The organism is Aeromonas aquatilis, from assembly GCF_054052405.1.
Map to the genome: position 1 here is coordinate 1 of NZ_JBSTYP010000041.1, position 22485 is coordinate 22485.

The following is a 22485-nucleotide window of genomic DNA, read 5'->3' on the forward strand; positions in this document are numbered from 1 at the left end:
TTCTCTGAGCATGGTGCAGTCCATTTATTGACCATGCAGCAATTAGATCAAACCCCGGGATCGGCGTCCAGGGGTTTGTCAGCAGTCTGAGGGCACCTTCGGGTGCCCTCTGTTTTATGCCGCATCTCGTTTAAGGAACGGTTCATGCCATTACCACAACCGGGAGACCACCTCGTTTCCCCTCGCACCGGTTACCAGCACCACGGTCTCTATCTGGGGGACCATCTGGTTATCCACTACCAGGGGGTCAGTGCCGGTATACATTCCGGTCAGATAGCTATCGCCACCCTTGCCGAGTTTAGCCAAGGGCGGGGCTATCGCATCCAGCACCATAGCACTCGAGCTTTCAACCGGGAGGAGAGTATCGACCGTGCTTACTCCCGTCTTGGAGAGGCGCACTACAGCACGCTCTTTAACAACTGCGAGCACTTCGTGCTCTGGTGTATCGAGGGCTTTCACTACAGCCAGCAAATTAACCAGCTCATTGCTACGGGGTGTATAGCACATCAGGCACTTCGCAGCGTGGCCCATCAGCCGACCCTAGCGGCCCTGCCAGGCATGGCCACCAGCACGGTACTGAACCCGTCAGCAACGACTGTGGTGACCGCTGCAGTCGGTGCGTTGCTGGGGAGCTCGTTCACCTCGCTGGCGGCGCCCTTGGCCGCCACCTACGGCCTCTACCGCGCCTGGCGCTGGTTCAGGGATTAACGGTTCTCACATTCGATACGAAAGGACACACCATGATGACCATGCCATTTCACTTGGCAGGGATGGCCCTGCCGATTTCACCCGAGCTGCCTGACTTACTGCGCAGCGTCGTGCGGGCACAACTGCTCGACCTCACCCACCTCTCGACACTGACCTTCAACTTTCGCAGCCCCGGCTACAGTGCTGAAACGGGTGGCGTCCATCCGGTAGAGCTGCGGCTTATTCGGGGATTACACGGCTGGGTCTTCGATTACATCACCGACTTCAGTTACCAGGGGCTGGGCCAGGATGCCGAGCTCTGCAAGGAGCTCGACTTCAACCTCTCTTGCGACGAGCACTATCTGCAGGGCTGGGGACCACAGCCCGGCGTGGAAGCACGCGAACTGTTCGCCCTGTGGCAGAGTAATTTCATCGCTTATGGCCAGTTGGGGTATTTCACCGTCATAGTCAGTGGGGAGTAGGAGGTGTGTGATGACTAACGAACTGTCGCTCTCCCACACCTCACGCCAGTGGCTGGGACTGGTCGCGGCCAAGGCCAAGCTGATACCAACTCGCCAAAGCGAGCGCTGGTTGCTGCACCTGACTCCGGGTAACCCAAACGCCCGCACCGTCACCTTACAAGTGCGCTGGTCTGGCGTGCTGTGGCAACTGCTCTCCCTCACCAATGCCGAGGACTGGCGCACCATGAGCCAGCCCGTGGATGAAATCTGTGTTGACCCTACGCGTCGCTGTTTCTGGCGCTGCCAAGCAGGACCGGTTTCTCTCGCCGAGCAACCCCGTGTACTAGGGAGCTTTCTGAGCAACCTGCAGCGTACCTGCGTCCATCACGGCTATCGTGTGGAGAGTGACCCTTTACCCCAAGAGGAGGCACACGATGCCCAAACAACCGATAGCCGTTGAGCTGGAAGCCATCAATCGAGAGGAGGAAACGCAGGTGGTGCGTGACAGTGGTCTGACCGTTCAGGGCTACAGCGTCTACCTACGGGCTGTGGAGGCCAGTGGGTTGGCGCTGGCCACTTGGGTAGCTGACTACGACACCATCGGCCCTGCCTATGAACTGGCCGAGCGATTAAGCCTGGCACTCGCTATCCCACTCACCGTGCAGGTCCTCGAACCACTAATGCCGGTGAAGCAGGAACCCACCGCCAGGGAAGGCGTCACCACCACGGCCAACTGAACACCCCTCACAGTGAACCAACAACCTCTTTGCCTTTAACCCCGACATGCTTCCTGCGTGCCGGGGTTTTGTTTATTTGGAGAACCCCACATGCGTTACCACAAACTCAAAGCCGGGGAATGCCCCGGTACCTATGTCGTCACCGAACCGGTGACCGAGCAAGACCTGCTGCGCATCGCCAACCAGATTGCTCGCAAGCGCTTGGCTAAAGGCACCGCCATCACCAGTACCACAGAGGCCGCTGAGCGGCTGCAAACCCTGCTGCAGGACCGGGAGCACGAAGTGTTTGGCGCACTGTTCCTTGACTCCCAACACCGCGTACTGGCTTTTGAGGAACTGTTTCGCGGCACCCTAGACAGCGCCAGCATCTACCCACGGGAAGTGGTCAAGCGGGCCTTGTTACTCAACTGTGGGGCCATCATCGCGGTGCATAATCACCCCAGCGGTGACCCTGAACCCAGCCACTCTGACCGGGTCTTTACCCAAGCCCTCAAAGAGGCCTTGGCGCTGGTCGATGTGCGATTGCTTGACCATCTGGTGGTCGGTGCCGAGGGCGTAGTCTCGCTGGCCGAGCGAGGCCTGCTATGAACATTCCCCCTGGCAAATCACACCTCACCGTCATCGATATCCTCATCGAGTTGCGTTGCTGGCTTGCAGACAACGTCCAGATGCAGGCAGCGCCCGCTATCGTGGCTCACCTGCCGAGCGGCCACCAACTCACCCAGGCCGACTGTGTCGAAGCTATTGATGCGCAGCTGCATCAGCTGCAGCTGCGCCATTAGCCAACCCAAGAAGGGACACGCACCATGCGATTACCCAATCCTTATTCCTTTGAGGAAACGCTCGGGAAGCTACGCCATCGTCTGGCTACCGCCTGCAACGAGGAGGCGCTGGCATTACTGGAAAAAGCCGTCACCAAGGCTCGTGATGACCGGCGTTATGCCAAGCAGTTTGAAGAGGCTTTGCTGCGGGGATCCACCATCGAGATCCGCGAGTGCCTCAGTTGCTTTGGCGACTACTTCGAGCGATCCCGAGACGCGCAGCCCTATTACCCGCACCACGATGCCGTCAACGGCATTGATTGTGCGCTCTGCGCCATCCTGTTCGATGCGGCTCACCCAGACGCAGAGCCCGCCAGCATCCCCAAACCCGGATCATCAGCGCCAACACCATGATCCGGATATCCCGATATCACCCAGCAAGGCCACCTCACTACAGGTGGCCTTTTGCATTTCAAGGAACCATGCCCATGTCTGCTTTCATGATTGACCGCCAGGATTACCTTGCCTTTGCCGTGCAGTTGCACCGATTTTGCAATGCCCCGATGCCACCGCACTACACCCTTGAGTTGCTGCGCACACTCTGGTGGATACCGCCAGCAGACACGACCAGTACCTGGGCGTGGCGGGTTGACCGGTTAGCACGGCTGATGATGCTCACCAATCGGCGGGCTGTCTGGCATCGCTATCAACTGGGGCGTCAGCAGGACCACCAGGAACCACGTCAGCACCGCTCGACCAAACTGGGGCAGCTCAAACCGGCTCATAGCTACCATCAGGCACCACTCACCGATGCCGAACTGGTAGCCCTCTACAAATTCACCTGCTGCGCCCTGTACCAGTCGAGCGAATGGAGCGGGAGCCCTGAACAGGCGCCCCGGATAGTGAAGGTAATACAGCAGTTGCAGCAAGCGCTGGCACAAGACGTTCTGACCCGGCTGTCCCTGTGGGAACAAGCCCCTTGGGGAGAGATGTGATGAATCTCGCCATCACACTGACAGTGACAAGCTCGCCACCGAGTTCAACCGCCCAGATAGCCCAACGTATCGCCGATGACATGGCTCACCTGCATCACCGTCTGGGAGATGGGGTCAGTGATGAGCTGGGCATCAGCATCAGTTATCTGATTGAACAGTTTGCGCTGGTGGCTGCGGCTTACCGCGCACCTGCAGAAATGGAGAAACCTCAATGATTGAATTTACCGACAGTTTTAGCCAAGCCGCCGTGGCAGAGGCCATGTGCGCCCATCCGGAACTCGCCAAGCTCATTAGTCTGCAGTTGATGCTGCCGAGCTTTGCCTATGTCCACGATGTGGAGGGGCGGCGTATTGGCGGTCCGCTGGTCGCGCCCAACCCGGTACTGCACAAGACCACGCTCTTTGTCAGTCCCCGCGATATGCGTGAGCACTTGCCGCGAGAGATTAACTTCGCCCGCTTTCGCTGTGCCTGTAATTCGGCGGGTCAACCGGTCGGCGAGTGGCAACGGGTGATTGTCGGGGCCTACGTCAACCACAACAGTAATGATGCGCCGGATTGGAGTAGCCACACGTGACAACACCCACAGCACCAGCAATGTCGCCAGAGGCCGCCATTGCGAGGCTCCGAGCCCATATCGAGGAGTTCATCGCGTTGGAGCTGACCAGCAAGCTCGATGCGCAGCTGGCCAGTCTGGTGCGCTTCGGCGTGCTGGACCTGGATAACTGGGATGGGGCAAATCTAGTCCTGCCTCGTACCGTGACCACGGCCTTGCTGGAGGTCGCTGCCGAGCGGGTGATTTGGCACAGCCACCGCCATCGCTATCAGCGAGACATCTACCGCCTCAAGCAATCGCTGTAGACAATCATCCCCCCAAAACAGCACACCACACCCCATGCAGCCCCTCACGCCGAGGGGCTGTTTGCATTTGAAGGAATCCACCATGCATGACCTGCGTGATTACAAGACCCTGACCGCTCGGCAGCTCACCATTGCTATCGGCCAGCTCAACCACAACACGGCGCCGAAGATAATGAGCCACCTGGCATTACGGGCCAGACAGCCGCAACCGCTCGGTAATGGCCGTAGCAGAGCCAAGGCCCTCAAGCTGCTGCGCCGAGTCAAGAAAGCCCACAAGGCAGGGCGTATCCCGCCTGAGCTCACCGTGACGGGCTGCCGCATCGACCGAGGGAGCCATCAGGCAGACCGCTACTACTACGACCGAACACTGCTGGCCCGGGGCTGGCAGCAGTACGACACCGAAGAAGATGCGTGGTACTTCGGTATCTGGATTAACACAGAAAGGCTGGAGACCTTTACCTACGCCGAGGGCGACACCCACCATGTGATTGCGCCAAACGTCGACGCGTTTCGCTCTGAACTGGCACGGCTCTACCAGTACCACCCACAAGCCCCGGCGTTTATCAGCATCGACCCAGAGGCTGGCGTTGTGGCCCGCCATTTTGAAGCCAAGCCGGAGGTGTGAAATGGCCAAGCACATCACTATCAAGGTGCCCGGCAAACATCCGCAAACCGGCGAGCTCACCACCTTCGAGCTCAAGGGGCAGCGCATTGATATCAACATCGGCGGGCAGGCTGTGCCTTTCCTCATTCACGGGAGGGGGATAGGAACGTCGCTCACCCACATCCCGAGTGGCTACCGCATCGCATTGCTCGGCGGCTGGCTCACCGCTCGTTACGCCATACCCGAAAATAAGCCCAGCAGAGCGGCCTGCGCCCAGATGGCCATAGACCGGCTGGTGGCTCAATACGGCTCGCTACACCTGCTGGACCGGCTCAATTGCAAACCGGTTATCAATCAGACGGCTGACAGCGCTCGTTGACGCCCCTCCGTCTCGCTCCCCCCTAAACAGCATAAAGGGCCAGCCCTCACAGGCTGGCCCTTTGCATCACTGGAACCACCGAACATGACCCGTCTTATCACTGGGCTCGAGGTGCATCGCTATGCCCCCGAGCTCAACACACTGCATCTGCGCAACCGCCAAACGTTACCCGCTCCCGGCATCACCACCATCAAAGAGGCCAAAGCCCGCCTGTTTGGTCGCTGGCAACCAGGGCATCAGGTGACCATCACCGTGAGTCACCCTGACTACATCAATCTCTCCCGGCTCTACCGAGGGCGACTGGCAAACCTGACCGAACTCCCAGAGCACCTGACCAGACTACGCCAGCGCCACAACGTGCCCGGCACCATCATCGACATTCAACTGAGGTATCGCTAATCATGACCACGACAACCACCCACACCAACAACCAACACCCCGTAGCGCCAGACCAGCCCACCCGGATTTTTGCGGAGTGGGGTTTGCCCCATACCGTGACGCCCCGTTTTGGTGCTCGTCTCATCCAGGAACATCACCGGCTACATATCTTGTCAGACCGCGCCTCGCTGGTTGGCGAATGGGCAGAGGCAGACATCGACCAACTGGAAGCGTCATTCCCAACCATCATCAAAGAACTCGAGAGCAAGCTCCTGACTGGTGAGTTGGATGCCCAACGGCAACAATGGGTCATATTCGACTACAAAGAATTCATCTGTGAAGCTGATAGTCTGGCCAGCCATGGTTATATTTATATAGCTATTTATCTCAGCCTAAATCACTAATAGCTTTGAGCGTTATGTTGATGAAAGGTCACAACATGTTGTGACCTTTCATCAACCCCTAAAAATTCAAGCCTAATTAAAATACATCTGCAAGCATGGCCACAATGCACTTCGCATAGTTTTTAAATTACTATACTCAGACATATAATTTGAGCATTGATGATGCCTTATGATTACAAGTTCCAGCGTAAAGAGAATGTCGTCACGGCAACATGCTTGCTACCCAATGCAAAATCGAGCTTTGGCGCATATCCAACTTCCAACGCCACTGACTTGTAGCCCAGCGTCACCATCGGCAAGGCAGCAAAACCATCCAGACCGGAACCATTAAGATAACCGGCCTGAAACCCCAGTCCAGCAAAAGCATGCTCGGTAAAGTACCACTCCTTGCGATAGGAGAGCGCACCATAGAGAGCCGTCTCACTGAAAGAGTCCTTATATGCCCCTCCGCGCACCGCCAGCTTGCCTGTGTCATTATCGCCCCAAAAGGCCCAGGCCAACCCTAATCCAGGATTGAAATTATTAAAATCACAAGTCTTGCTTTTTTTTCCCTTTCCTTTGGTGCAATCACTATGAATTGCTGCGCCATGGATTAAAATTGAAAAATCATCTGCGGCAATCGAAACGACAGGCAAGCACAATAGCGGAATGGCCAACATATATGGCTTAGTTTTCATATCAGCATCCTTGACGGTTATTTATTTTTACAAAAGAGAATGAAATACGCGGGTTGAAAATATCGAAGTCCCTATGGGGGAATGGCTCTCGTGATCAATTTCCCTGCTTATTCATGCCCCACGTGAACGAGTTGGATCTCTGTGCAACGCAGGTTCATGACTGGCCGCCGTTTCGGCAAGCCGCATCCTTGCCATCACCGCCTTGGCTCCCATATCAAAATGGCGATAGAAGCTGGCATTAAGCTGGGTCAAATGCAGCAGGGAATTTCTGGCTCGCTGAAAGGTCATTTCACAGACCCGGCTCTGGCGTTGCCAGAAAAAGGAAAGTGGGCCACTGGTAGTCAACCCGGTGATGTCATAGAGCGCGCGACCCAAACAGATGGTGGGTACCTGATGCAGCAGGGCTGACAGCCCAACCGTGCTATTGATGGTGACCACCCCCTTGAGCAGCGGATAAAGGGCTGGGAGCGGCAATTCGTAACCATAAAAGACCCGCCCCGCCAAACCATTCTCGGCGATGAGTCGATCGATACAGTCACGGTAGCTGATATACCCCCGATCCATGGGGTGATGTTTGAACAGCAGCAAATCATCCGGATTGGCGTGACGGGCGAACGAGCCGATCACCTCGGTGATCATCTCCTCTACGCCACCAAACTCGGAGTGCTCTTTAATTTGGAAATCTTCACTCACCTGCAGCGGCACCAAAAAGATCTGCCCGGCATGTCCCTTGAGATGATTGAGTAGCGCCCGATCGCGATGCCGATGGCCATATTTGACCAACGCACTTCTCAGCCAGCCCCTCGCCTCCTGCCAGAGCGTCCAGGGACGGTGATCGACAAAATGGGGATAACGTGACCGTTTGATCGCTTTGCAGATGTGATAGCGGCTGGCATACCAGGCTCTGGCCGCAAAAGTCTTGCCCACCTTGAAAGGCCCAATAAACTCGGCAGGCCAGTACATTCGTGGCAGTCTGGCTCGATCTTCATACCAGGGGCTGAACGCATTGACGCCGCCCGGCTCCAGAGTCACAAAGTCGGGGCGCAGATAGCCCTCCTCCAGCGCCCAAAATGACAATCCTTTGAGTTCACATATCTGGCTCGCCACCCGGTGGTAATAACGGCAATCGCCATAGCAGAGCACACCATCAATGGCATGCTCCTTGAGCAGCATCTGGAAAAACATATACCAGCCAGCAGGCTCTCCCCGATAGGCGAGATTCTCACCCGCACAGGGCCAGCACTCGTCACCACCGTTGAAATTGACCTTCACCACCTGATGGCCAGCCCGAACCAGATGCTGGCTCAAGGTTTGATAAAAGGAACCAAGCGGCCCCTGCAGCAACAACACGTTCATACGACGAGGGTCCATCAGGAGAGCAGAGAGCGAGTGGGTTTGAGGGTATCAACTAGAAAACGGAGCTTGAGTTGCCAGCGTCTCCAGCGACTTGCGCTGGTCATGGCGAGCGGCTTGTGGGCCGCCAGTTGGCGGATCAACTGTTCCGGGCTGCACCACAGGCCGGATTGCCAATCGATATAGCGGGGATAAGCGGCAAGGGTCAGACAGACCAGTGCCGCCAGCGGTAAGGGGCGCTCGCGTCTAACTGGTGGATGGATGTCACGGGTCAAGCCCCAACCGCTGTAAAAGGGTTGTCCCCAGGTAGTGACCTTGACCCCCTGCACCAGCGCCTCGAAGCCACTGAGGGAGGTCATGGTGTGCAACTCGTCGATATGGGGATAGAGCGAGGCGAGATCGCTCTGGAGCACCTGACTGTCGACACATTCAGCCAAACAGCGCGCTGAAATGGCCCCTTCCCGGTTGCCGCAGACCACATCGGGATGAGGCTTGAACAGAATATGCGCCTGCGGTTTGGCGGCTCGCACCGCCCAAAGCAGTTGCTCATTGCTGCGGATCTCCGGACTGCCGCAGAGGATAGAGGCATCGCCATCCACTTGACCCACGACCAGCACCAGCTCGCGACCATCTTGCGGCGGCAGGAATGGCTCCGCTTCACCCACGTTGTATTTGCTGACCCGGGATTCACGCAGCAGCGCCAGCAGCCTGTTGCCCCGAGCCAACAGAGCCTCGTCGATCGGTTCGTAGTTAAGCAGTTGCTCGAGCGCACTGGGGCGGCGACTGTCGAAGTAGATCCCGACCGGATCGATAGAGAGTGACGATGGCCGACAGAGATTGGAACCAAGGCCACTCGAGCGGATAAAACCATCTTCGACCCGGATCGCCGAGACCAGTTCAGGGTAACGGCTGCCCCATACCAGCACCTGCTCATCGCCGGTCAACCGCTTGGGGGGGCGCCTGACAAACCGCAGCTCATCGGCCAGATGGGCACAAAAGGTGCGCATAAAGGCGCGCTTCCAGAGCGAAAAGCCCACCAGATAAAGTCGCCGCCAACGCGCTGGCGCCATCTGCTGGCGGGCCAGCAGCTCGACGACATCCTCGACTTCGCAACGCTCTCCCAGCACAGGATCACAATAACGGGGATAACGAATAAGCGCCGCCGCTACCAGTTGTGGCAGAGAAACCGCCTCATCGGCCCTTGCCAGAACACGCCGCAAGCAGAGCTTGCTGTCATGGGTCAATCCCCAACCGGCGTAGAAAGGCATGCCAAAGCAGTGGACCGGCTTGCCAAGCAGCAACGCCTCGAACCCCAGTTGGGAAGAGACGGTATAGACCGAATCCACCATTTTGAGCAGGAGATGGGGATGACAGGGCTCGCTCACTATCTCCAGACCAGCAAGCTCAGGGTGCTTTTGCGCCAATCGCGCCAGCACGCCGCTCTTTTTGCCAATACGCGTATCAGGATGGGTGCGCAGCAGCAGACGGGCATCGGGATGATTGCGCCGAGCGGCGGCCACCATCGCCAAGAAATCGGCATTACAAGCCAACGCTCCCGGGATGGAGAGATCCCCCGCCACCTGATCGACCAGCAATACCCTTGGCCTACTATCTTGCAGCAACCCCTCGGCCAAAGAGACAAGCAACCCCTGCTCTTCACCATACGGCGCCTGGGTAGCAAGCTCATCGGGCCGCGTGGCATAGCAGTTGTATTTGGTAATGCCAAGGCGCACCAGATCATCAGTCAAGCGCTCGGCACGGGCCAGCATCTCGGGCTCGCAAGGGGTGGCGATCAGCTGTTCAAGCTGGCTGGGCTGGCGAGCATCGTAGTAAATGCCCACCGGATCGGCGATAAGCGATAGCACCTTACCCCCCTTGGCGGGATGGCCGATATAACCGATAAAGCCGTCCTCCAGCTGCCAGTAGGGCAACCCCAGTTCCTGCGCCTTCTGTTTAATCTGACCGGTATTGGCCTTCTGGCCCCAGCCGACCAGCACATCACCCGCTTGTGGCAAGCACTCGGAAGAGGGCTCAAGTCGGGCCAATGGCTGGCCGAGACAGGCAGAGATCTGCCGCCTGCGCGCCAGAATGCCGCTGGATTGTGTCCATAGAGTCATGAAAAATCTCGGATTTCAGTAAGCGGGATAAAAGGAGGATGGTTTAAAAATATCTGTTAAATCGACTACCAAGGGGATTGCCAATCCGGATCACTTCAACTGCACATTTCCCATCGGGATCCTGTCGAACTCGTCGCGCGAGAGATAACGGATCCCTTGTACGCTCGACAAGGGCGCCAGCAACTGTGGACAACGGGTCAGCGACCAGACGGACACATCCCGATCGGTAAAAGCCACACCGCCCAACGCATAGTAGCGACCAAGACAGCCCTCATCCCAATCCGCACCCACCACCTCGGGTGTACTCGGCACCAGAGAGCACCCACGGATCACCGCCACCACCATGCCTTCATAGACACCGACAACGGTATCAATATCAGGCACCCGAGCTGCGGCCACTCGCCACGAAGAGCGGGCACAGCTTTCTGGATGACGACCAGCGGAATAGGTCGCTTTCAAATTCACAACAAGAACAGGTTTCATGGGGTATCCGAACAAAAAAAGATAATTTTTATTATATTGAAAAATAACATTTCAAATTTCTAATTTTATGAAAAAAACAACAACAACAATATTAATCATGCGAACAACTCACTATCCATTAACACCCTTGCAATCTTATCTTTTTTTGATGTTCTGAATCCCCCGCAAAGTTCAGGCCAATTAATACCAATGACGACATCATTCCATGCAATGCCTCTATCACTTACTGGCGCATAGTAATTAGTTGTTTTATATAGAAGATCTGCCGTTTCTGTCAGTGTTACAAATCCATGCGCAAACCCTTCAGGGATCCACAACTGTAGTTTGTTTTCGCCTGAAAGATGTACCCCAACCCACTGCCCAAAGGTCGGTGAACTCTTGCGAATATCTACCACCACATCGAATACTTTACCCGCCACACAACGTACCAGCTTGCCTTGGGCATGGGGTGGTAACTGATAGTGCAAGCCGCGCAATACCCCTTTCGACGACTTTGAGTGATTATCCTGAACAAAGGTAACCGGATATCCTACTGCCTCTTCAAACAGCTTGTGGTTGAAACTCTCAAAGAAAAAACCACGCTCGTCACCAAATACTTTTGGCTCGAAAATAAGCACATCAGGAATAGCTGTCTTGATTACATTCATCTATCTATCCACATTTAATTCAATCTTTATGGGGGGAGCATATTCCCTATCCCCCATATCACATCAGGCTTTGGCAACCATTCTTAACAAATATTGGCCATACGCATTCTTTACCAACGGAGTTGCAAGCTCACGGACCTGTTCGGCACCAATGAACTTCTGGCGATAGGCAATCTCTTCCGGGCAGGCCACTTTCAACCCCTGACGGGTCTCGATGGTCTGAATAAAGTTGCTCGCTTCAATCATGCTCTCGTGGGTGCCGGTATCAAGCCAGGCATAGCCACGGCCCATCATCGCCACCGACAGATTGCCTTGCTCCAGATAGATACGGTTCACATCGGTGATTTCCAGCTCACCACGCGGCGATGGCTTCAGACTCTTGGCGATCTCCACCACGCTGTTGTCGTAGAAATAGAGACCGGTGACCGCATAATTGCTCTTGGGCACCTTAGGTTTCTCTTCCAGAGAGATGGCGGTTCCCTGTTTATCAAATTCCACGACGCCATAACGCTCAGGGTCGTGCACGTGGTAGGCAAACACGGTAGCACCGCTCTCTTTGGCCGCAGCAGACTCCAGCTGTTTCTGCAGGTCGTGGCCGTAGAAGATGTTGTCACCCAGCACCAGCGCACACGAGTCTGAACCGATGAACTCTTCACCCAGAATAAAGGCTTGTGCCAACCCGTCCGGGCTTGGCTGGACCTTGTATTGCAGGTTCAGACCCCACTGGCTGCCATCACCCAACAATTGCTCAAAGCGGGGGGTATCTTGCGGCGTGCTGATGATCAAAATATCGCGAATACCGGCCAGCATCAGGGTGCTGAGCGGATAGTAGATCATCGGCTTGTCATAGATGGGCAGCAGCTGCTTGCTCACCGCCATGGTGACCGGATAGAGACGGGTGCCTGAGCCACCGGCCAGAATAATGCCTTTACGTTTGGTCATAAAACATGTTTCTTATTTTTTTAATTGCAAAAGAAAAGGGTGGCTTCAATACATCCCTGGCCAGTGATTTACTTGCCGAGGATCTCGGTCAACATCCGCTCCACCCCGACCGTCCAGTCAGGCAGCATCAGATCGAAGGTGCGCTGGAACTTGCAGGTATCAAGGCGGGAGTTATGGGGGCGTTTGGCCAGAGTCGGGAAGGCGCTGGTCGGCACCGCATTGAGTTGCGTAACCGCCAGTTCAACCCCGGCCTCTCTGGCTTTGGCAAACACCAACTGGGCGTAGTCAAACCAGGTGGTGGTACCGGAGGCTATCAGATGGTACAGCCCAGCAACCTCGGGTTTGCTCTGCGCCACGCGGATCGCATGAGCGGTGCAATCGGCCAGCAACACGGCACCGGTCGGGGCGCCAAACTGGTCATTGATGACTGACATCTCGCTACGCTCTTTGCCAAAACGCAGCATGGTCTTGGCAAAGTTGGCGCCACGGGCGGCGTAGACCCAGCTGGTACGGAAGATCAGGTGACGAGCACAGAGAGCGGCGCCCTGTTCCCCGGCCAGCTTGGTTTCGCCGTAGACGTTGAGCGGCGCGGTCGCATCGGTTTCTACCCAGGGGCGCTCACCGCTGCCATCAAACACATAGTCGGTGGAGTAATGCACCAACCAGGCACCCAATGCTTCCGCTTCTTTGGCAATCGCCGCCACACAGGTCGCGTTGAGCAGCTTGGCAAACTCCCGCTCGCTCTCCGCCTTGTCGACTGCGGTATGAGCCGCGGCGTTAACAATCACGTCCGGCTTGACCAGACGTACCGTTTCGGCCACGCCCGCCGGGTTGCTGAAATCGCCGCAATAGTCGGTCGAGTCATAATCAACGGCGGTGATCCGCCCCAGCGGCGCCAGTGCTCGCTGCAACTCCCAGCCTACCTGACCATTTTTTCCAAACAGCAGAATACGCATTAACCTCCCTTCCCGTCACTCAACTCGACTCGACTCAATCTAAGAATGGTAAACATCACTCTTAATTAAGGATATTTAACAAGATGATTAATCATCTTCTGTGAGTTTTTATGAATTAACTTTCTATCTGAATTCAAAGCATACTCAAACGCATCAAGCCAAGATGAAATCTTATTGTCAGCAACTATCCCAGCAGTCATGTCAACTATTTCGCGTGACTTAGGGAAAATTGATGAATAAATGCCTATGGCACCCTGCCTTTGTATATCAAGCAATTTACAGTGAGAGCGTGCTGAGTTAAATGGCGAAGCAAATAAAGGTGCGAAACCAATATCCATGGAGCGGTTTGAAATATGAGCCTGATAGTTTCCCCAACTCATGGGATGCAATACTGTGACTCTGGGAATATGCTTCACTTTTTTATATATGGCATGATCACCCATTAATTCAAATGACACATTTTTATATTTCTTTTGAATATTATCTATAAGTTTTACAATAAATTTCCATTCCAATGTATGACTAGCGCTGCCATGGTAAAAACATTTGACAATTGCTGGTTTCATCCTGGATATCTGTAGTGGTGGTAAAATACAGCTATTGGGTAACTGGTAGCGTTGAGCCAGATAAGGTGTAGACACCCAAATATCACTACAAATTTGGCTTAACGTATTATGGGCCTGATTAAACCATGATGATAGCCGTCTACGATATGCTTTTGGCAGCGTGTGGTCATCTACCACAGATGGGATATCATCATCTATAAACCAGATGACTTGCCTTTTATGACAGGAGGTTTTCAGCTTTATCAGCAAGTTAATCGGAACATCACGAACAAGCACTACTCTATCATATTTACCTAACCAAAAAGGATGAGCGTCATCATCAAGTTCATGAATATCTACTTCATAAAAATCAACCTGATTTTCGTAACGACTACGAAAATAAAAGTCCACGGTGGGGGTATCCAGCCTTCCTACCAACCACGTTTTCGTTGGCATCATTGTTGAGTTGGCAAGATTTATATTTGGCATAGTTCTTTTTACACCAACCAACTTTGACCATATCAGCTTCAGCATATATATAAATCGTTCGTTTAATTTAACCATTCTTGCAGTGCAACTCGTGCAATATCGGTAGGCATTACCCCTAACACGCAGCAGGCAAACTTATGGGCAACCTCTACTTCACTTAATTGATCAGTTTTTAGCACGACACCTGCTTTGTTATAAACATCAGAACGACTCTTAGAAAACTGGGTAGATAGGTATTGTTCATAAGAGATATCAAGCTGCCGAGCTTTGCGAAACCTGTCATAAGAACAGTCTGGACTAGCTATTATCGAGACCGATGGATGAGATGCAACCCAAGCTGAAGAGCTGGAGGCATCCAAAAACCCAGTGCCAACGTCGATGATTGTGGGGCTGGCTTTATTATTGGCAATATGTTGATTAACAGCGTCAATACCAAAACTTAATAAACGCTCTCTATCATATTCCAGTACTGAGATGAGTGCATTCAGATCATCTTTGTGGCCAATTAAACCCATTTCTCTTGCCAAGCGATGAGTAATATTATCCATGGTTAAGGCATTAATAGATTTCACTTTCTTGGTGAAATGTTTCAGCACTGTTGTTTTACCAATGCCTGAGGGCCCAAGAAGAAGTATTATTGTATCTGCCATATAAGACTCACACACCTGTACGACATGAAAAATCTTCATGAGTTAAAGTCAAATTAGGATTGTAGTATGGGTCTCGTAATAGCTTGAGCCCCCATCGTTGTTGCATCAAGCTGATTTCCTGATTGAACCTAGCCTGTTTTTGTGGAGTATTTTCGAATCCTCGACTTACGGACTCGTGATGAATCATCTCAGCAAAAGGAGTCCAGATATTTCGATATCCCGCCTCTCTTACTTTAAGGCAAAAATCTACATCATTGAATGCGACTTTAAGATCAGGGTCCAGACCTCCAACTTCAAGATAAACCGATTTACGCACCAAAAGAGCCGCAGCGGTTACTGCAGAATAGTTCTGTACCAAACTTAAACGTGAATGGTACCCATTATGATGCCTGCTAAAATATTTATGACTATGGCCTGCAATGCCTCCAATTCCCAATATCACGCCCCCATGCTGTATACGGCCATCAGGGTAGTAGAGTTTGGCCCCCACGCAGCCGATATCAGGCCTACTCACCTGCCTGACCATTTCATCCAGCCAGCCATCATTAAGAATTTCAATGTCATTGTTAATCAGACCAATAATGCTGCCTTTTGCATGTGCCACGCCGACATTATTAATAGCAGAGAAGTTAAAGTCATCATCAAAGTCAATGACTCTGGCCATATTATTTTCAACTAACTCTTTAAAATAACTCAATGTCTTGGGGCAACGGCTCTGATTATTTATAATTAGCACTTCAAAATGACGATACTCGGTCAATCGATAAATACTATCAATGCATTTTTTTAGTAAGTCATAACCATCTCGAGTCGGGATAATCAAGCTCACCAATGGCCCAGGTTCAGGCATTGGCCATCGAACCCGAAAGCAGTTATTTAAAGCATGTTTAGTGACGTTAACACCGATGCCAGTTGGTTTAAAAAAATCCTGTAATGCTTTAAGTCCGGCATTATGAGTGTATTGCTTTTCATTGCCGCTCAGCGCAGTTGACCCCGGTATTGCTCGCCAATGATACAATATATGAGGTACATGAATTATTTGCCGATTTCCTAAATGAGAAATAACCCGTAAAAAGAGATCGTAATCCTGACTGCCCTCTACATCTTCGCGAAAGCCACCAACGATATTAACTATATCCCTCCTGATTACGCAAAAATGGGTAATGTAATTATGAGAGTAAAAAAGGTCACGATTCCAGCCTGACTTAAAATGTGGTTCACTACGATTACCCCATTCATCAACTTTATCTTCATCAGAATAAAGTAACCCCACTGATGGGTTCTGACTAATTCCTTGAACCATCATCAACAGCGCATGAGGTGCGAGCAGATCATCATGGTCAAGTAGTGCGATATATTCACCATAAGCCAATGCCAAAGCACTATTACTTGCAGCGGATATATGACCATTATGCTCACGAAGCACAAATCTAATACGGGCATCTTGTTTTGCATATCTGGCCAGTAATATTGCAACAGCGGGGTCACTCGAGGCATCGTCGGCAATACACAACTCCCAATGTGAATAATGCTGCGCAATAACAGAATCGATACACGCTTTAAGTAATTCTGATGGTGTGTTATAGGTCGCCATTACCAATGAAATAATTGGCTTGCTCGTCAGTGAATTATAAACCTCAGCAAGTGCTGTTGGATTAAGTGATTTATGCTCGTAATGCTCAAGCCACTGATTATAAGTAAGCATGGTATGGTTGCGGTCAAAACACAGGTTATAATTTTTTAGCAGCTCACTATTATCAAGGAAAATAAAATTTTCTCTTTCCCGGCGACTTTGCAATTTTTTAAGCATGAGTACTCTTGCTCTGTCGCCGGTCAGTTTTGTCAATGTCAATGCACTGACATTGAAGTTCATATTAGGGTTGTGAACGGTCAGTCTTATGCTAGTGGGTTTATTCTGGAAACAACAAACACGTTTATTAAGCTTGTTGCTTTTGATTGTTAAAAGTGTGGCGTTTTCTCTCAGAAAACCGTTGCCATAATCCACTTGCAGTTCAAGATGCAATAGCCCCTGGTTTGCTGCCAACTCTATATTTAACATATACCAACCACTTGGGTTGGCGATGGGATGAAAGAGCGTGAAGTCACTACCACTTATTCCAGTCTTCCACTGATATCCGATTTCAGGCGTTACAACTCTATCTGGGAACAACCTGAACTTTACGGTTGGAATAAACCAAGCCAGTAATTTTATGATAACTTTCATTAATTGCCTGCTTTATCTGGGATCGAGAAACCAGCACATATTATTCAGTAGATACTGACTGCTGATTTTTTTAGGCCGGATCTTGAATACGGCCATGCGATTCCCAATGATCTCTACTGGCTTAAAGAGTGCCTCAACACAATGGTAATGATCGCGCTCAACATAATCGTCAAACAACACTGTGGTGGTTTTACTGATATTGACGCATGCAGATAAAAAGCTGGCAACCCGAAACCGACCATCAATCAAGATCAGGTCAGGTGTGAGTTGATGCTCCTTACAGTAGCGCCACGCTTTTTGTGAGTAATCTGGCCAACTGTTAAACTGGCTGTCATCTTTAGGATATCCCCATGCTTTGGTCTCGCCAATATCTGACCAGATGGGAATGATGTCGCCGGGAAGTTGTTGCTCTTTATAAGCCCCCATTAATTCCACCAACCAACGGGGGTCTGTCTCGGTGGTGATCACCTTCTTGCCTGCCTTAGCGGCTAACAGGGTTGAGCCACCTGAACCATATTCCAAAATTATCTCATGCTTGGTATAAACCCGTGCAATATACTCGCTACATTGTGGACTAAAAGTCAGTTCAAATGCTTTAAACACTGGTTACCCTTAACTTTATTCCCTTCAATACCCAACCCGAAATGCTATGCATGGTTGCGCACACCTCAATCAGATCCAAACAGATCACGGGTAAAGATTTTATCCGCAACATCAGCCAGTCTATCGGTATTACGGTTACACAGGATCACATCACTGATGCGCTTGAACTCTGCAAGGTCGGTGATGACTCGTGAATTAAAAAACCGTTCATCCTTACATGTCGGCTCATAGACGACCACCTCAAACCCTTTGGCCTTTATGCGCTTCATGATGCCCTGGATCGCTGAGGCGCGGAAATTATCGGACCCGGCCTTCATCACCAAGCGATAGATACCGACAACCTTTGGCTCGCGTGCAATGATACTGTCAGCAATAAAGTCTTTGCGAGTAGTATTCGCCATCACGATGGCTTCGATCAGGTTATTGGGTACATCCTGATAATTCGCCAATAGCTGCTTGGTATCTTTTGGCAGGCAATAACCACCATAGCCAAAAGAGGGATTGTTATAGTGTGCGCCGATCCGCGGATCGAGACCAATCCCATCAATGATTTGACGACTATCCAATGCATGTGTTTGAGCATAGGTATCGAGCTCATTAAAATAGGCCACGCGCATGGCAAGATAGGTATTTGCAAACAGCTTGATGGCTTCAGCCTCCGTGCTATCCGTCAATAACACCGGGATATCCTCTTTGAGTGCACCTTCCATCAATAAATTGGCAAATTGCTGCGCCCGTTCGCTCTGCTCCCCTACCACAATGCGAGAAGGATACAAGTTGTCATAAAGTGCTTTGCCTTCACGCAAAAATTCTGGTGAGAAAATAATGTTGTCGCAAGCAAACTTGGCTTTAATATTTTTTGTATATCCCACTGGCACAGTAGACTTAATCACCATTACCGCATCAGGATTTACCGCCAACACATTATCAATGACCGCCTCGACAGATCGGGTATTGAAATAATTGGTCTCGGGGTCATAGTCAGTAGGTGTTGCGATGATCACAAAATCGGCATCTTTGTAGGCCGAGTGATAATCAAGGGTTGCCTGCAGTCGCAGATTTTTATCTTGCAGAAACCGTTCTATTTCAGCATCCTGAATGGGTGAGCGACGATCATTAATCATTGCTACTTTTTCAGGAATAATATCTACCGCGATCACATCATGATGTTGGGACAATAATACAGCATTCGACAGGCCAACATAGCCAGTACCGGCAATGGCAATTTTCATAAAAAACTCTCGATAGTAGTAAAAATAAAGATATGAAAAATTGAAATCAATCAATTTGACACATGCTTTCTAGATGTGAATTGCAGATAAAAATATTCAATAGCAGTTATTTTGGATAACCAGCTTGGTTATTGCTGACATGCCTATGGTGCAGGGATTAAACCGGCATAGGCCTTCGCTAATTCTGATTGGAAGCGAGTGTCATTAAAGATGGCCTGGGCAAATTGCCGGGCATGAGTACCCAATTCGTGAACCCGCTCTGGCTCGCGACACAACAGGGCTAGCCGTTGCACTACCCCATCAATATCCCCCAGGTGCACTAAAAACCCGCTGACCCCATTTTGTACCAGCTCTGGCAATGCCCCCCAGCGGTAAGCAATCACCGCTTTACCTGCCAACATCGCCTCCGCAACCGTACGACCGAAGGACTCCTGAAACTGCGACAGGTTGAGCAGAATATCCAGCTGCGCCAGCGCTGCATCAGGGGAGCAAGCATACCCGGCCAGAGTGATATTCTCGGGGAGTGTATCGGCAATCGCGTCCGTGTGTTCATTGGTGGGGCCAATCAGGACAAACTGCAACGGTAAACCCATGGTATGGGCAGCTCTGGCAACCTGAATAAAATCCATCAACCCCTTTTTGGGCAAATTGCTACTCACCATCCCCACGCGCAATCTCTCTGCCATCAGCAGGCTGCTTGATAGTGGTTGCCCAGACTGCGACTCCCCTGTCGGGGTCACCGTATTGGTCACGATACTGAGCTTGCTTTGCCATTGGGGCTGCGTTGCCAACAGGCAGCGAGCGGTATATGCCGAGTTGGCGATCAAGCGATCAGCCAAATACAAAGGCTTATTCACAGCGTCAGAGGGCTCGCCCATCGCCTTGGCAAGTGCGCTATCCCACCCGAGCAGCTCACGCACATGCAGCACCGTTTTTACCCCCAGCTCCCGTGCCGCCAGCAGCGGCACCCGATTAACCAGGGTATTGACATGCACCAGCGCGATATTGAAATGGGTCATCAATCGTCGGTAGGCATCCAACGCGATGGGCCACACCTCTTCATCTTGTCGCCAGGGGCTCGGCATCAGCAGGATATCGCTGCACCAGGGTTTGAGCGCGTCAAGGTATGCCATGTTGCGCTCAGGCAGGGTGATGATCAGTCTGTAACCCAGCGCATGGATGGCGCGGGCTACATCAAGCAGACTGCGCTCAGCGCCAAACTGCATCTCTGACGCCGCATGACCACACAAGAGCACCGCTGCGTCGCCCTCTCTGGCAAGGTGCTTGCCGCGGATATGGGGCCAGACATGCTCGCCCAATTCCAGCACGCTCCGGTCAATCAGCTCGGGCACCGGAAAAGGGCGCGCTGTCGGCGCAAAAGGCATGTACCACTCATTGGTCTTGGCACACTCCTTATGCCACTCATGGGCCGCATCCATATACTCTTTGCGCACCCCGCCAAACTGGGTCCGCCAATGGGTTTCCGGCTGCATGGTCAGGCTTCCCTCATGGCGGCGCCCCAGTGCCAGCGGCACCCCTGGCAGCACTTCCACTATGCTCTCTGGCCCATAGGCTGCGAGTATCCGGTAGTAATACTCGGTATCGGCATTGACCGACACCCTGTCCCAATAGCCCAGCCGCTCAAATACCTCGCGGCGGATCATCAGGGACGAAATATTACGGTGTACGACCGTGCCATCTGGCCGCGTTTCAAACTGCATATCTGTGGTGCAGCGCGCCCAGTGGGAGACGCTGGCCACCGCCTTGGGATTATCCAGCAGCGCCTTAACCTGCATCTCCAGCTTTTGCGGATGGGACCAATCATCGGCATCATGCACGGTAATAAAGTCACCGCAGGCGTGTTTAAGGCCATGATTACGGGCGCCGTAGGCGCCTTGGTTAATTAGCAACACTAAATTAGTTATTGGCAGAAAAATATTGGAACAGCCATCTTGCACAATCAGAATTTCAGTTGACGTTAATGTCTGTGACTGAATCGATTTAATTGCCGTGCTTAAATATTGCCGCTGTTTACCAACAGAAACAATGACCGTGACTGAATGAGTTATGTCTGCCTTGTACCTCTTGCAAGCCTTGCTAGCTATAGAATCTAAAGAGGAATACTCACCAAACCCCCCATCTTTTGATGAATGCATCAACACCATTTTAAATATATTTCCCAGCAATTAAGAGCGAAGAATTTTGAACGAAAATAATAAGCCTCGAACGATCAACTAAAATCGAGGCGTGAAAAACACAGCCTGCGTATTTGCAAGTAATGCTTACAATACGGCAGCTGATTGAGTGTTGGTGCATTCAAACAAGATGGCTCCCCTGTGTTTTCGCTAAATTTAAACAATGGAGAGGGGTATGTCATAAATTAATGAAAAGGAAGTTTTTAATTGAACTGAAAGTTGCATTCTATAAATTTCACTCTTCCGGATGGTCGATAATAAACTTGCCATTTGACTCAACCACTTTATACCTCTCAATCAGGTGTGAATAATTATCTAGTATTTTTGGGTGTGGCCCCCATCTTTCGAAATCAAAATCCCCGAGTTCAAACTCTCTTTTTTTGAGATAATTAATAGCCGAGTTAATTACCTTGGATTCATCATCAATAACTTCGCCAGATTTTTTGTAATGCAACCATTGCCAATAAGTATTTACGCCAACAGGTTTATCTATATCAATATGAAACTCAGTCATTCTTGATCTGAAGACCTGTTTTTTAAGTGGCTTTAACAAGTTCATATGTAAAAAAGCCGCTTTGGGGTAATTTGTGTAAGTGCAACCTGTATTGATACTAAATCTATCAGAAAATTTACCATCACAGTATATTCGCACTGCCGACCGCTTGAAAACATAGGGCTCATAACCGAATGTTTCTTTACCTACTAGAAACTTATTTGAGGCTCCGAACAAATTTGGCCCCTGCATCAGGTATACGTCAAAACTTCCATTTATAGCACAATCTAACATCATTGAAATATTATTCAAATCATGATCGTATGCAATAAAGTCTGCATCCCACCTAAGTATCCATTCATTTTTACTCTGAGAAATTGCAAATCTTTTTAATTCACCATAGTTTTCAATAGTGTACTTCGCTGGAAATGAGTGTACTTTTATATGCTCATATTTATCAGAGAGTGAAGTAGCAATCTCTAATGTTCTATCTTCAGATGCATCATCAATAATTACTATTTCATCGACTAAATCCACGATTGATAAAATACTTGCCTCAATCCAAGCTTCTTCATTTTGAGCTACCACAGTAGCTGTAACACTGAATCTACTCAC

Annotated in this window: 29 protein-coding genes; 15 read left to right on the forward strand and 14 right to left on the reverse strand. The window is 51.3% G+C overall.

Annotated elements, in window-relative coordinates:
* The first annotated feature begins 144 nt into the window (after positions 1 to 144).
* The 15 genes from ACW5W8_RS15985 to ACW5W8_RS16055 all read left to right on the forward strand — a co-directional run bounded on the left by ACW5W8_RS15985 (position 145) and on the right by ACW5W8_RS16055 (position 6264).
* A complete protein-coding gene (locus tag ACW5W8_RS15985) occupies positions 145 to 708 on the forward strand; it encodes a lecithin retinol acyltransferase family protein (protein WP_498628686.1) in 564 nt (187 codons plus the stop codon).
* 35 nt (positions 709 to 743) lie between these two features.
* A complete protein-coding gene (locus ACW5W8_RS15990; RefSeq protein ID WP_498628757.1) occupies positions 744 to 1169 on the forward strand; it encodes a DUF2787 family protein in 426 nt (141 codons plus the stop codon).
* 10 nt (positions 1170 to 1179) lie between these two features.
* A complete protein-coding gene (locus tag ACW5W8_RS15995) occupies positions 1180 to 1608 on the forward strand; it encodes a hypothetical protein (protein WP_498628688.1) in 429 nt (142 codons plus the stop codon).
* On the forward strand, positions 1583 to 1885 hold the full coding sequence (locus tag ACW5W8_RS16000) for a hypothetical protein (RefSeq protein WP_498628690.1): 303 nt from the start codon (positions 1583 to 1585) through the stop codon (positions 1883 to 1885). The genes ACW5W8_RS15995 and ACW5W8_RS16000 overlap by 26 nt, the downstream gene beginning before the upstream one ends.
* A 90-nt stretch (positions 1886 to 1975) precedes the next feature.
* On the forward strand, positions 1976 to 2473 hold the full coding sequence (gene radC / locus ACW5W8_RS16005; RefSeq protein ID WP_231721612.1) for a RadC family protein: 498 nt from the start codon (positions 1976 to 1978) through the stop codon (positions 2471 to 2473).
* Positions 2470 to 2667 carry a hypothetical protein gene (locus tag ACW5W8_RS16010; RefSeq protein ID WP_498628692.1) on the forward strand — a complete coding sequence of 66 codons (198 nt, stop codon included), beginning with the start codon at positions 2470 to 2472 and terminating at the stop codon, positions 2665 to 2667. Before radC ends, ACW5W8_RS16010 begins: the two co-directional genes overlap by 4 nt.
* A gap of 24 nt (positions 2668 to 2691) precedes the next feature.
* The gene (locus ACW5W8_RS16015) at positions 2692 to 3060 is read left to right on the forward strand and encodes a hypothetical protein (protein WP_498628694.1); all 369 of its coding nucleotides are present in this window, start codon (positions 2692 to 2694) and stop codon (positions 3058 to 3060) included.
* A 74-nt stretch (positions 3061 to 3134) separates the two neighbouring features.
* Complete coding sequence (locus tag ACW5W8_RS16020; protein ID WP_498628696.1) at positions 3135 to 3641, forward strand: hypothetical protein; 507 nt, start codon at positions 3135 to 3137, stop codon at positions 3639 to 3641.
* A complete protein-coding gene (locus tag ACW5W8_RS16025) occupies positions 3641 to 3856 on the forward strand; it encodes a hypothetical protein (protein WP_498628698.1) in 216 nt (71 codons plus the stop codon). The genes ACW5W8_RS16020 and ACW5W8_RS16025 overlap by 1 nt, the downstream gene beginning before the upstream one ends.
* Positions 3853 to 4215, forward strand: coding sequence for a hypothetical protein (locus tag ACW5W8_RS16030; protein WP_498628700.1), 363 nt, complete (start codon positions 3853 to 3855; stop codon positions 4213 to 4215). The genes ACW5W8_RS16025 and ACW5W8_RS16030 overlap by 4 nt, the downstream gene beginning before the upstream one ends.
* A gap of 20 nt (positions 4216 to 4235) precedes the next feature.
* Positions 4236 to 4499 (forward strand): hypothetical protein, encoded by a 264-nt coding sequence (locus ACW5W8_RS16035; protein WP_498628702.1) that lies wholly within the window; start codon positions 4236 to 4238, stop codon positions 4497 to 4499.
* An 82-nt stretch (positions 4500 to 4581) separates the two neighbouring features.
* Positions 4582 to 5124: a hypothetical protein gene (locus ACW5W8_RS16040; RefSeq protein ID WP_498628703.1), complete on the forward strand. Its 543-nt coding sequence runs from the start codon at positions 4582 to 4584 to the stop codon at positions 5122 to 5124.
* Between the two features lies 1 nt (position 5125).
* Complete coding sequence (locus ACW5W8_RS16045; protein ID WP_498628705.1) at positions 5126 to 5482, forward strand: hypothetical protein; 357 nt, start codon at positions 5126 to 5128, stop codon at positions 5480 to 5482.
* An 84-nt stretch (positions 5483 to 5566) separates the two neighbouring features.
* Positions 5567 to 5881, forward strand: coding sequence for a hypothetical protein (locus ACW5W8_RS16050; protein WP_408842377.1), 315 nt, complete (start codon positions 5567 to 5569; stop codon positions 5879 to 5881).
* A gap of 2 nt (positions 5882 to 5883) precedes the next feature.
* Positions 5884 to 6264 (forward strand): type IV toxin-antitoxin system YeeU family antitoxin, encoded by a 381-nt coding sequence (locus ACW5W8_RS16055; protein WP_498628707.1) that lies wholly within the window; start codon positions 5884 to 5886, stop codon positions 6262 to 6264.
* Positions 6265 to 6437: 173 nt separating this feature from the next.
* On the opposite strand, the gene ACW5W8_RS16060 is transcribed toward ACW5W8_RS16055, so the two are convergent.
* The 14 genes from ACW5W8_RS16060 to ACW5W8_RS16125 all read right to left on the reverse strand — a co-directional run bounded on the left by ACW5W8_RS16060 (position 6438) and on the right by ACW5W8_RS16125 (position 22485).
* The gene (locus tag ACW5W8_RS16060) at positions 6438 to 6941 is read right to left on the reverse strand and encodes a hypothetical protein (protein WP_498628708.1); all 504 of its coding nucleotides are present in this window, start codon (positions 6939 to 6941) and stop codon (positions 6438 to 6440) included.
* A 111-nt stretch (positions 6942 to 7052) separates the two neighbouring features.
* The gene (locus tag ACW5W8_RS16065) at positions 7053 to 8297 is read right to left on the reverse strand and encodes a capsule polysaccharide biogenesis protein (RefSeq protein WP_498628710.1); all 1245 of its coding nucleotides are present in this window, start codon (positions 8295 to 8297) and stop codon (positions 7053 to 7055) included.
* A gap of 14 nt (positions 8298 to 8311) precedes the next feature.
* On the reverse strand, positions 8312 to 10411 hold the full coding sequence (locus tag ACW5W8_RS16070; RefSeq protein WP_498628712.1) for a capsule polysaccharide biogenesis protein: 2100 nt from the start codon (positions 10409 to 10411) through the stop codon (positions 8312 to 8314).
* A 90-nt stretch (positions 10412 to 10501) separates the two neighbouring features.
* A complete protein-coding gene (locus ACW5W8_RS16075) occupies positions 10502 to 10795 on the reverse strand; it encodes a hypothetical protein (RefSeq protein ID WP_159157245.1) in 294 nt (97 codons plus the stop codon).
* A gap of 194 nt (positions 10796 to 10989) precedes the next feature.
* Positions 10990 to 11541: a dTDP-4-dehydrorhamnose 3,5-epimerase gene (gene rfbC / locus ACW5W8_RS16080; protein ID WP_498628714.1), complete on the reverse strand. Its 552-nt coding sequence runs from the start codon at positions 11539 to 11541 to the stop codon at positions 10990 to 10992.
* 63 nt (positions 11542 to 11604) lie between these two features.
* Positions 11605 to 12483, reverse strand: coding sequence for a glucose-1-phosphate thymidylyltransferase RfbA (gene rfbA / locus ACW5W8_RS16085; protein WP_498628716.1), 879 nt, complete (start codon positions 12481 to 12483; stop codon positions 11605 to 11607).
* Between the two features lie 68 nt (positions 12484 to 12551).
* On the reverse strand, positions 12552 to 13439 hold the full coding sequence (gene rfbD / locus ACW5W8_RS16090) for a dTDP-4-dehydrorhamnose reductase (RefSeq protein WP_498628718.1): 888 nt from the start codon (positions 13437 to 13439) through the stop codon (positions 12552 to 12554).
* 65 nt (positions 13440 to 13504) lie between these two features.
* Positions 13505 to 14518, reverse strand: a complete 1014-nt coding sequence (locus ACW5W8_RS16095) for a hypothetical protein (RefSeq protein WP_498628720.1) — start codon at positions 14516 to 14518, stop codon at positions 13505 to 13507.
* 17 nt (positions 14519 to 14535) lie between these two features.
* Positions 14536 to 15123 (reverse strand): ATP-binding cassette domain-containing protein, encoded by a 588-nt coding sequence (locus ACW5W8_RS16100; protein WP_498628722.1) that lies wholly within the window; start codon positions 15121 to 15123, stop codon positions 14536 to 14538.
* A gap of 7 nt (positions 15124 to 15130) precedes the next feature.
* Positions 15131 to 17347 (reverse strand): glycosyltransferase family 2 protein, encoded by a 2217-nt coding sequence (locus tag ACW5W8_RS16105; RefSeq protein WP_498628724.1) that lies wholly within the window; start codon positions 17345 to 17347, stop codon positions 15131 to 15133.
* 12 nt (positions 17348 to 17359) lie between these two features.
* Complete coding sequence (locus ACW5W8_RS16110; protein ID WP_498628726.1) at positions 17360 to 17950, reverse strand: hypothetical protein; 591 nt, start codon at positions 17948 to 17950, stop codon at positions 17360 to 17362.
* A gap of 65 nt (positions 17951 to 18015) precedes the next feature.
* Positions 18016 to 19182 carry a nucleotide sugar dehydrogenase gene (locus tag ACW5W8_RS16115; RefSeq protein ID WP_498628727.1) on the reverse strand — a complete coding sequence of 389 codons (1167 nt, stop codon included), beginning with the start codon at positions 19180 to 19182 and terminating at the stop codon, positions 18016 to 18018.
* 143 nt (positions 19183 to 19325) lie between these two features.
* Positions 19326 to 21338: a glycosyltransferase gene (locus tag ACW5W8_RS16120; protein WP_498628729.1), complete on the reverse strand. Its 2013-nt coding sequence runs from the start codon at positions 21336 to 21338 to the stop codon at positions 19326 to 19328.
* Between the two features lie 274 nt (positions 21339 to 21612).
* Complete coding sequence (locus tag ACW5W8_RS16125) at positions 21613 to 22485, reverse strand: glycosyltransferase (protein ID WP_498628731.1); 873 nt, start codon at positions 22483 to 22485, stop codon at positions 21613 to 21615.

What these genes read in the sequence shown, in the direction of transcription:
- ACW5W8_RS16055 (WP_498628707.1), top strand. Translation starts at nt 5,884, where the DNA reads ATGACCACGACAACCACCCACACCAACAACCAACACCCCGTAGCGCCA.
- ACW5W8_RS16050 (WP_408842377.1), top strand. Translation starts at nt 5,567, where the DNA reads ATGACCCGTCTTATCACTGGGCTCGAGGTGCATCGCTATGCCCCCGAG.
- ACW5W8_RS16045 (WP_498628705.1), top strand. Translation starts at nt 5,126, where the DNA reads ATGGCCAAGCACATCACTATCAAGGTGCCCGGCAAACATCCGCAAACC.
- ACW5W8_RS16120 (WP_498628729.1), bottom strand. Translation starts at nt 21,338, where the DNA reads ATGCATTCATCAAAAGATGGGGGGTTTGGTGAGTATTCCTCTTTAGAT.
- ACW5W8_RS16000 (WP_498628690.1), top strand. Translation starts at nt 1,583, where the DNA reads ATGCCCAAACAACCGATAGCCGTTGAGCTGGAAGCCATCAATCGAGAG.
- ACW5W8_RS16060 (WP_498628708.1), bottom strand. Translation starts at nt 6,941, where the DNA reads ATGAAAACTAAGCCATATATGTTGGCCATTCCGCTATTGTGCTTGCCT.
- ACW5W8_RS15985 (WP_498628686.1), top strand. Translation starts at nt 145, where the DNA reads ATGCCATTACCACAACCGGGAGACCACCTCGTTTCCCCTCGCACCGGT.
- ACW5W8_RS16015 (WP_498628694.1), top strand. Translation starts at nt 2,692, where the DNA reads ATGCGATTACCCAATCCTTATTCCTTTGAGGAAACGCTCGGGAAGCTA.
- ACW5W8_RS16115 (WP_498628727.1), bottom strand. Translation starts at nt 19,182, where the DNA reads ATGAAAATTGCCATTGCCGGTACTGGCTATGTTGGCCTGTCGAATGCT.
- ACW5W8_RS16040 (WP_498628703.1), top strand. Translation starts at nt 4,582, where the DNA reads ATGCATGACCTGCGTGATTACAAGACCCTGACCGCTCGGCAGCTCACC.
- ACW5W8_RS16070 (WP_498628712.1), bottom strand. Translation starts at nt 10,411, where the DNA reads ATGACTCTATGGACACAATCCAGCGGCATTCTGGCGCGCAGGCGGCAG.
- ACW5W8_RS16030 (WP_498628700.1), top strand. Translation starts at nt 3,853, where the DNA reads ATGATTGAATTTACCGACAGTTTTAGCCAAGCCGCCGTGGCAGAGGCC.
- ACW5W8_RS16105 (WP_498628724.1), bottom strand. Translation starts at nt 17,347, where the DNA reads ATGAAAGTTATCATAAAATTACTGGCTTGGTTTATTCCAACCGTAAAG.
- radC (WP_231721612.1), top strand. Translation starts at nt 1,976, where the DNA reads ATGCGTTACCACAAACTCAAAGCCGGGGAATGCCCCGGTACCTATGTC.
- ACW5W8_RS15995 (WP_498628688.1), top strand. Translation starts at nt 1,180, where the DNA reads ATGACTAACGAACTGTCGCTCTCCCACACCTCACGCCAGTGGCTGGGA.
- rfbC (WP_498628714.1), bottom strand. Translation starts at nt 11,541, where the DNA reads ATGAATGTAATCAAGACAGCTATTCCTGATGTGCTTATTTTCGAGCCA.
- ACW5W8_RS15990 (WP_498628757.1), top strand. Translation starts at nt 744, where the DNA reads ATGACCATGCCATTTCACTTGGCAGGGATGGCCCTGCCGATTTCACCC.
- rfbA (WP_498628716.1), bottom strand. Translation starts at nt 12,483, where the DNA reads ATGACCAAACGTAAAGGCATTATTCTGGCCGGTGGCTCAGGCACCCGT.
- ACW5W8_RS16010 (WP_498628692.1), top strand. Translation starts at nt 2,470, where the DNA reads ATGAACATTCCCCCTGGCAAATCACACCTCACCGTCATCGATATCCTC.
- ACW5W8_RS16065 (WP_498628710.1), bottom strand. Translation starts at nt 8,297, where the DNA reads ATGAACGTGTTGTTGCTGCAGGGGCCGCTTGGTTCCTTTTATCAAACC.
- ACW5W8_RS16095 (WP_498628720.1), bottom strand. Translation starts at nt 14,518, where the DNA reads ATGCTGAAGCTGATATGGTCAAAGTTGGTTGGTGTAAAAAGAACTATG.
- ACW5W8_RS16100 (WP_498628722.1), bottom strand. Translation starts at nt 15,123, where the DNA reads ATGGCAGATACAATAATACTTCTTCTTGGGCCCTCAGGCATTGGTAAA.
- ACW5W8_RS16035 (WP_498628702.1), top strand. Translation starts at nt 4,236, where the DNA reads ATGTCGCCAGAGGCCGCCATTGCGAGGCTCCGAGCCCATATCGAGGAG.
- ACW5W8_RS16020 (WP_498628696.1), top strand. Translation starts at nt 3,135, where the DNA reads ATGTCTGCTTTCATGATTGACCGCCAGGATTACCTTGCCTTTGCCGTG.
- rfbD (WP_498628718.1), bottom strand. Translation starts at nt 13,439, where the DNA reads ATGCGTATTCTGCTGTTTGGAAAAAATGGTCAGGTAGGCTGGGAGTTG.
- ACW5W8_RS16025 (WP_498628698.1), top strand. Translation starts at nt 3,641, where the DNA reads ATGAATCTCGCCATCACACTGACAGTGACAAGCTCGCCACCGAGTTCA.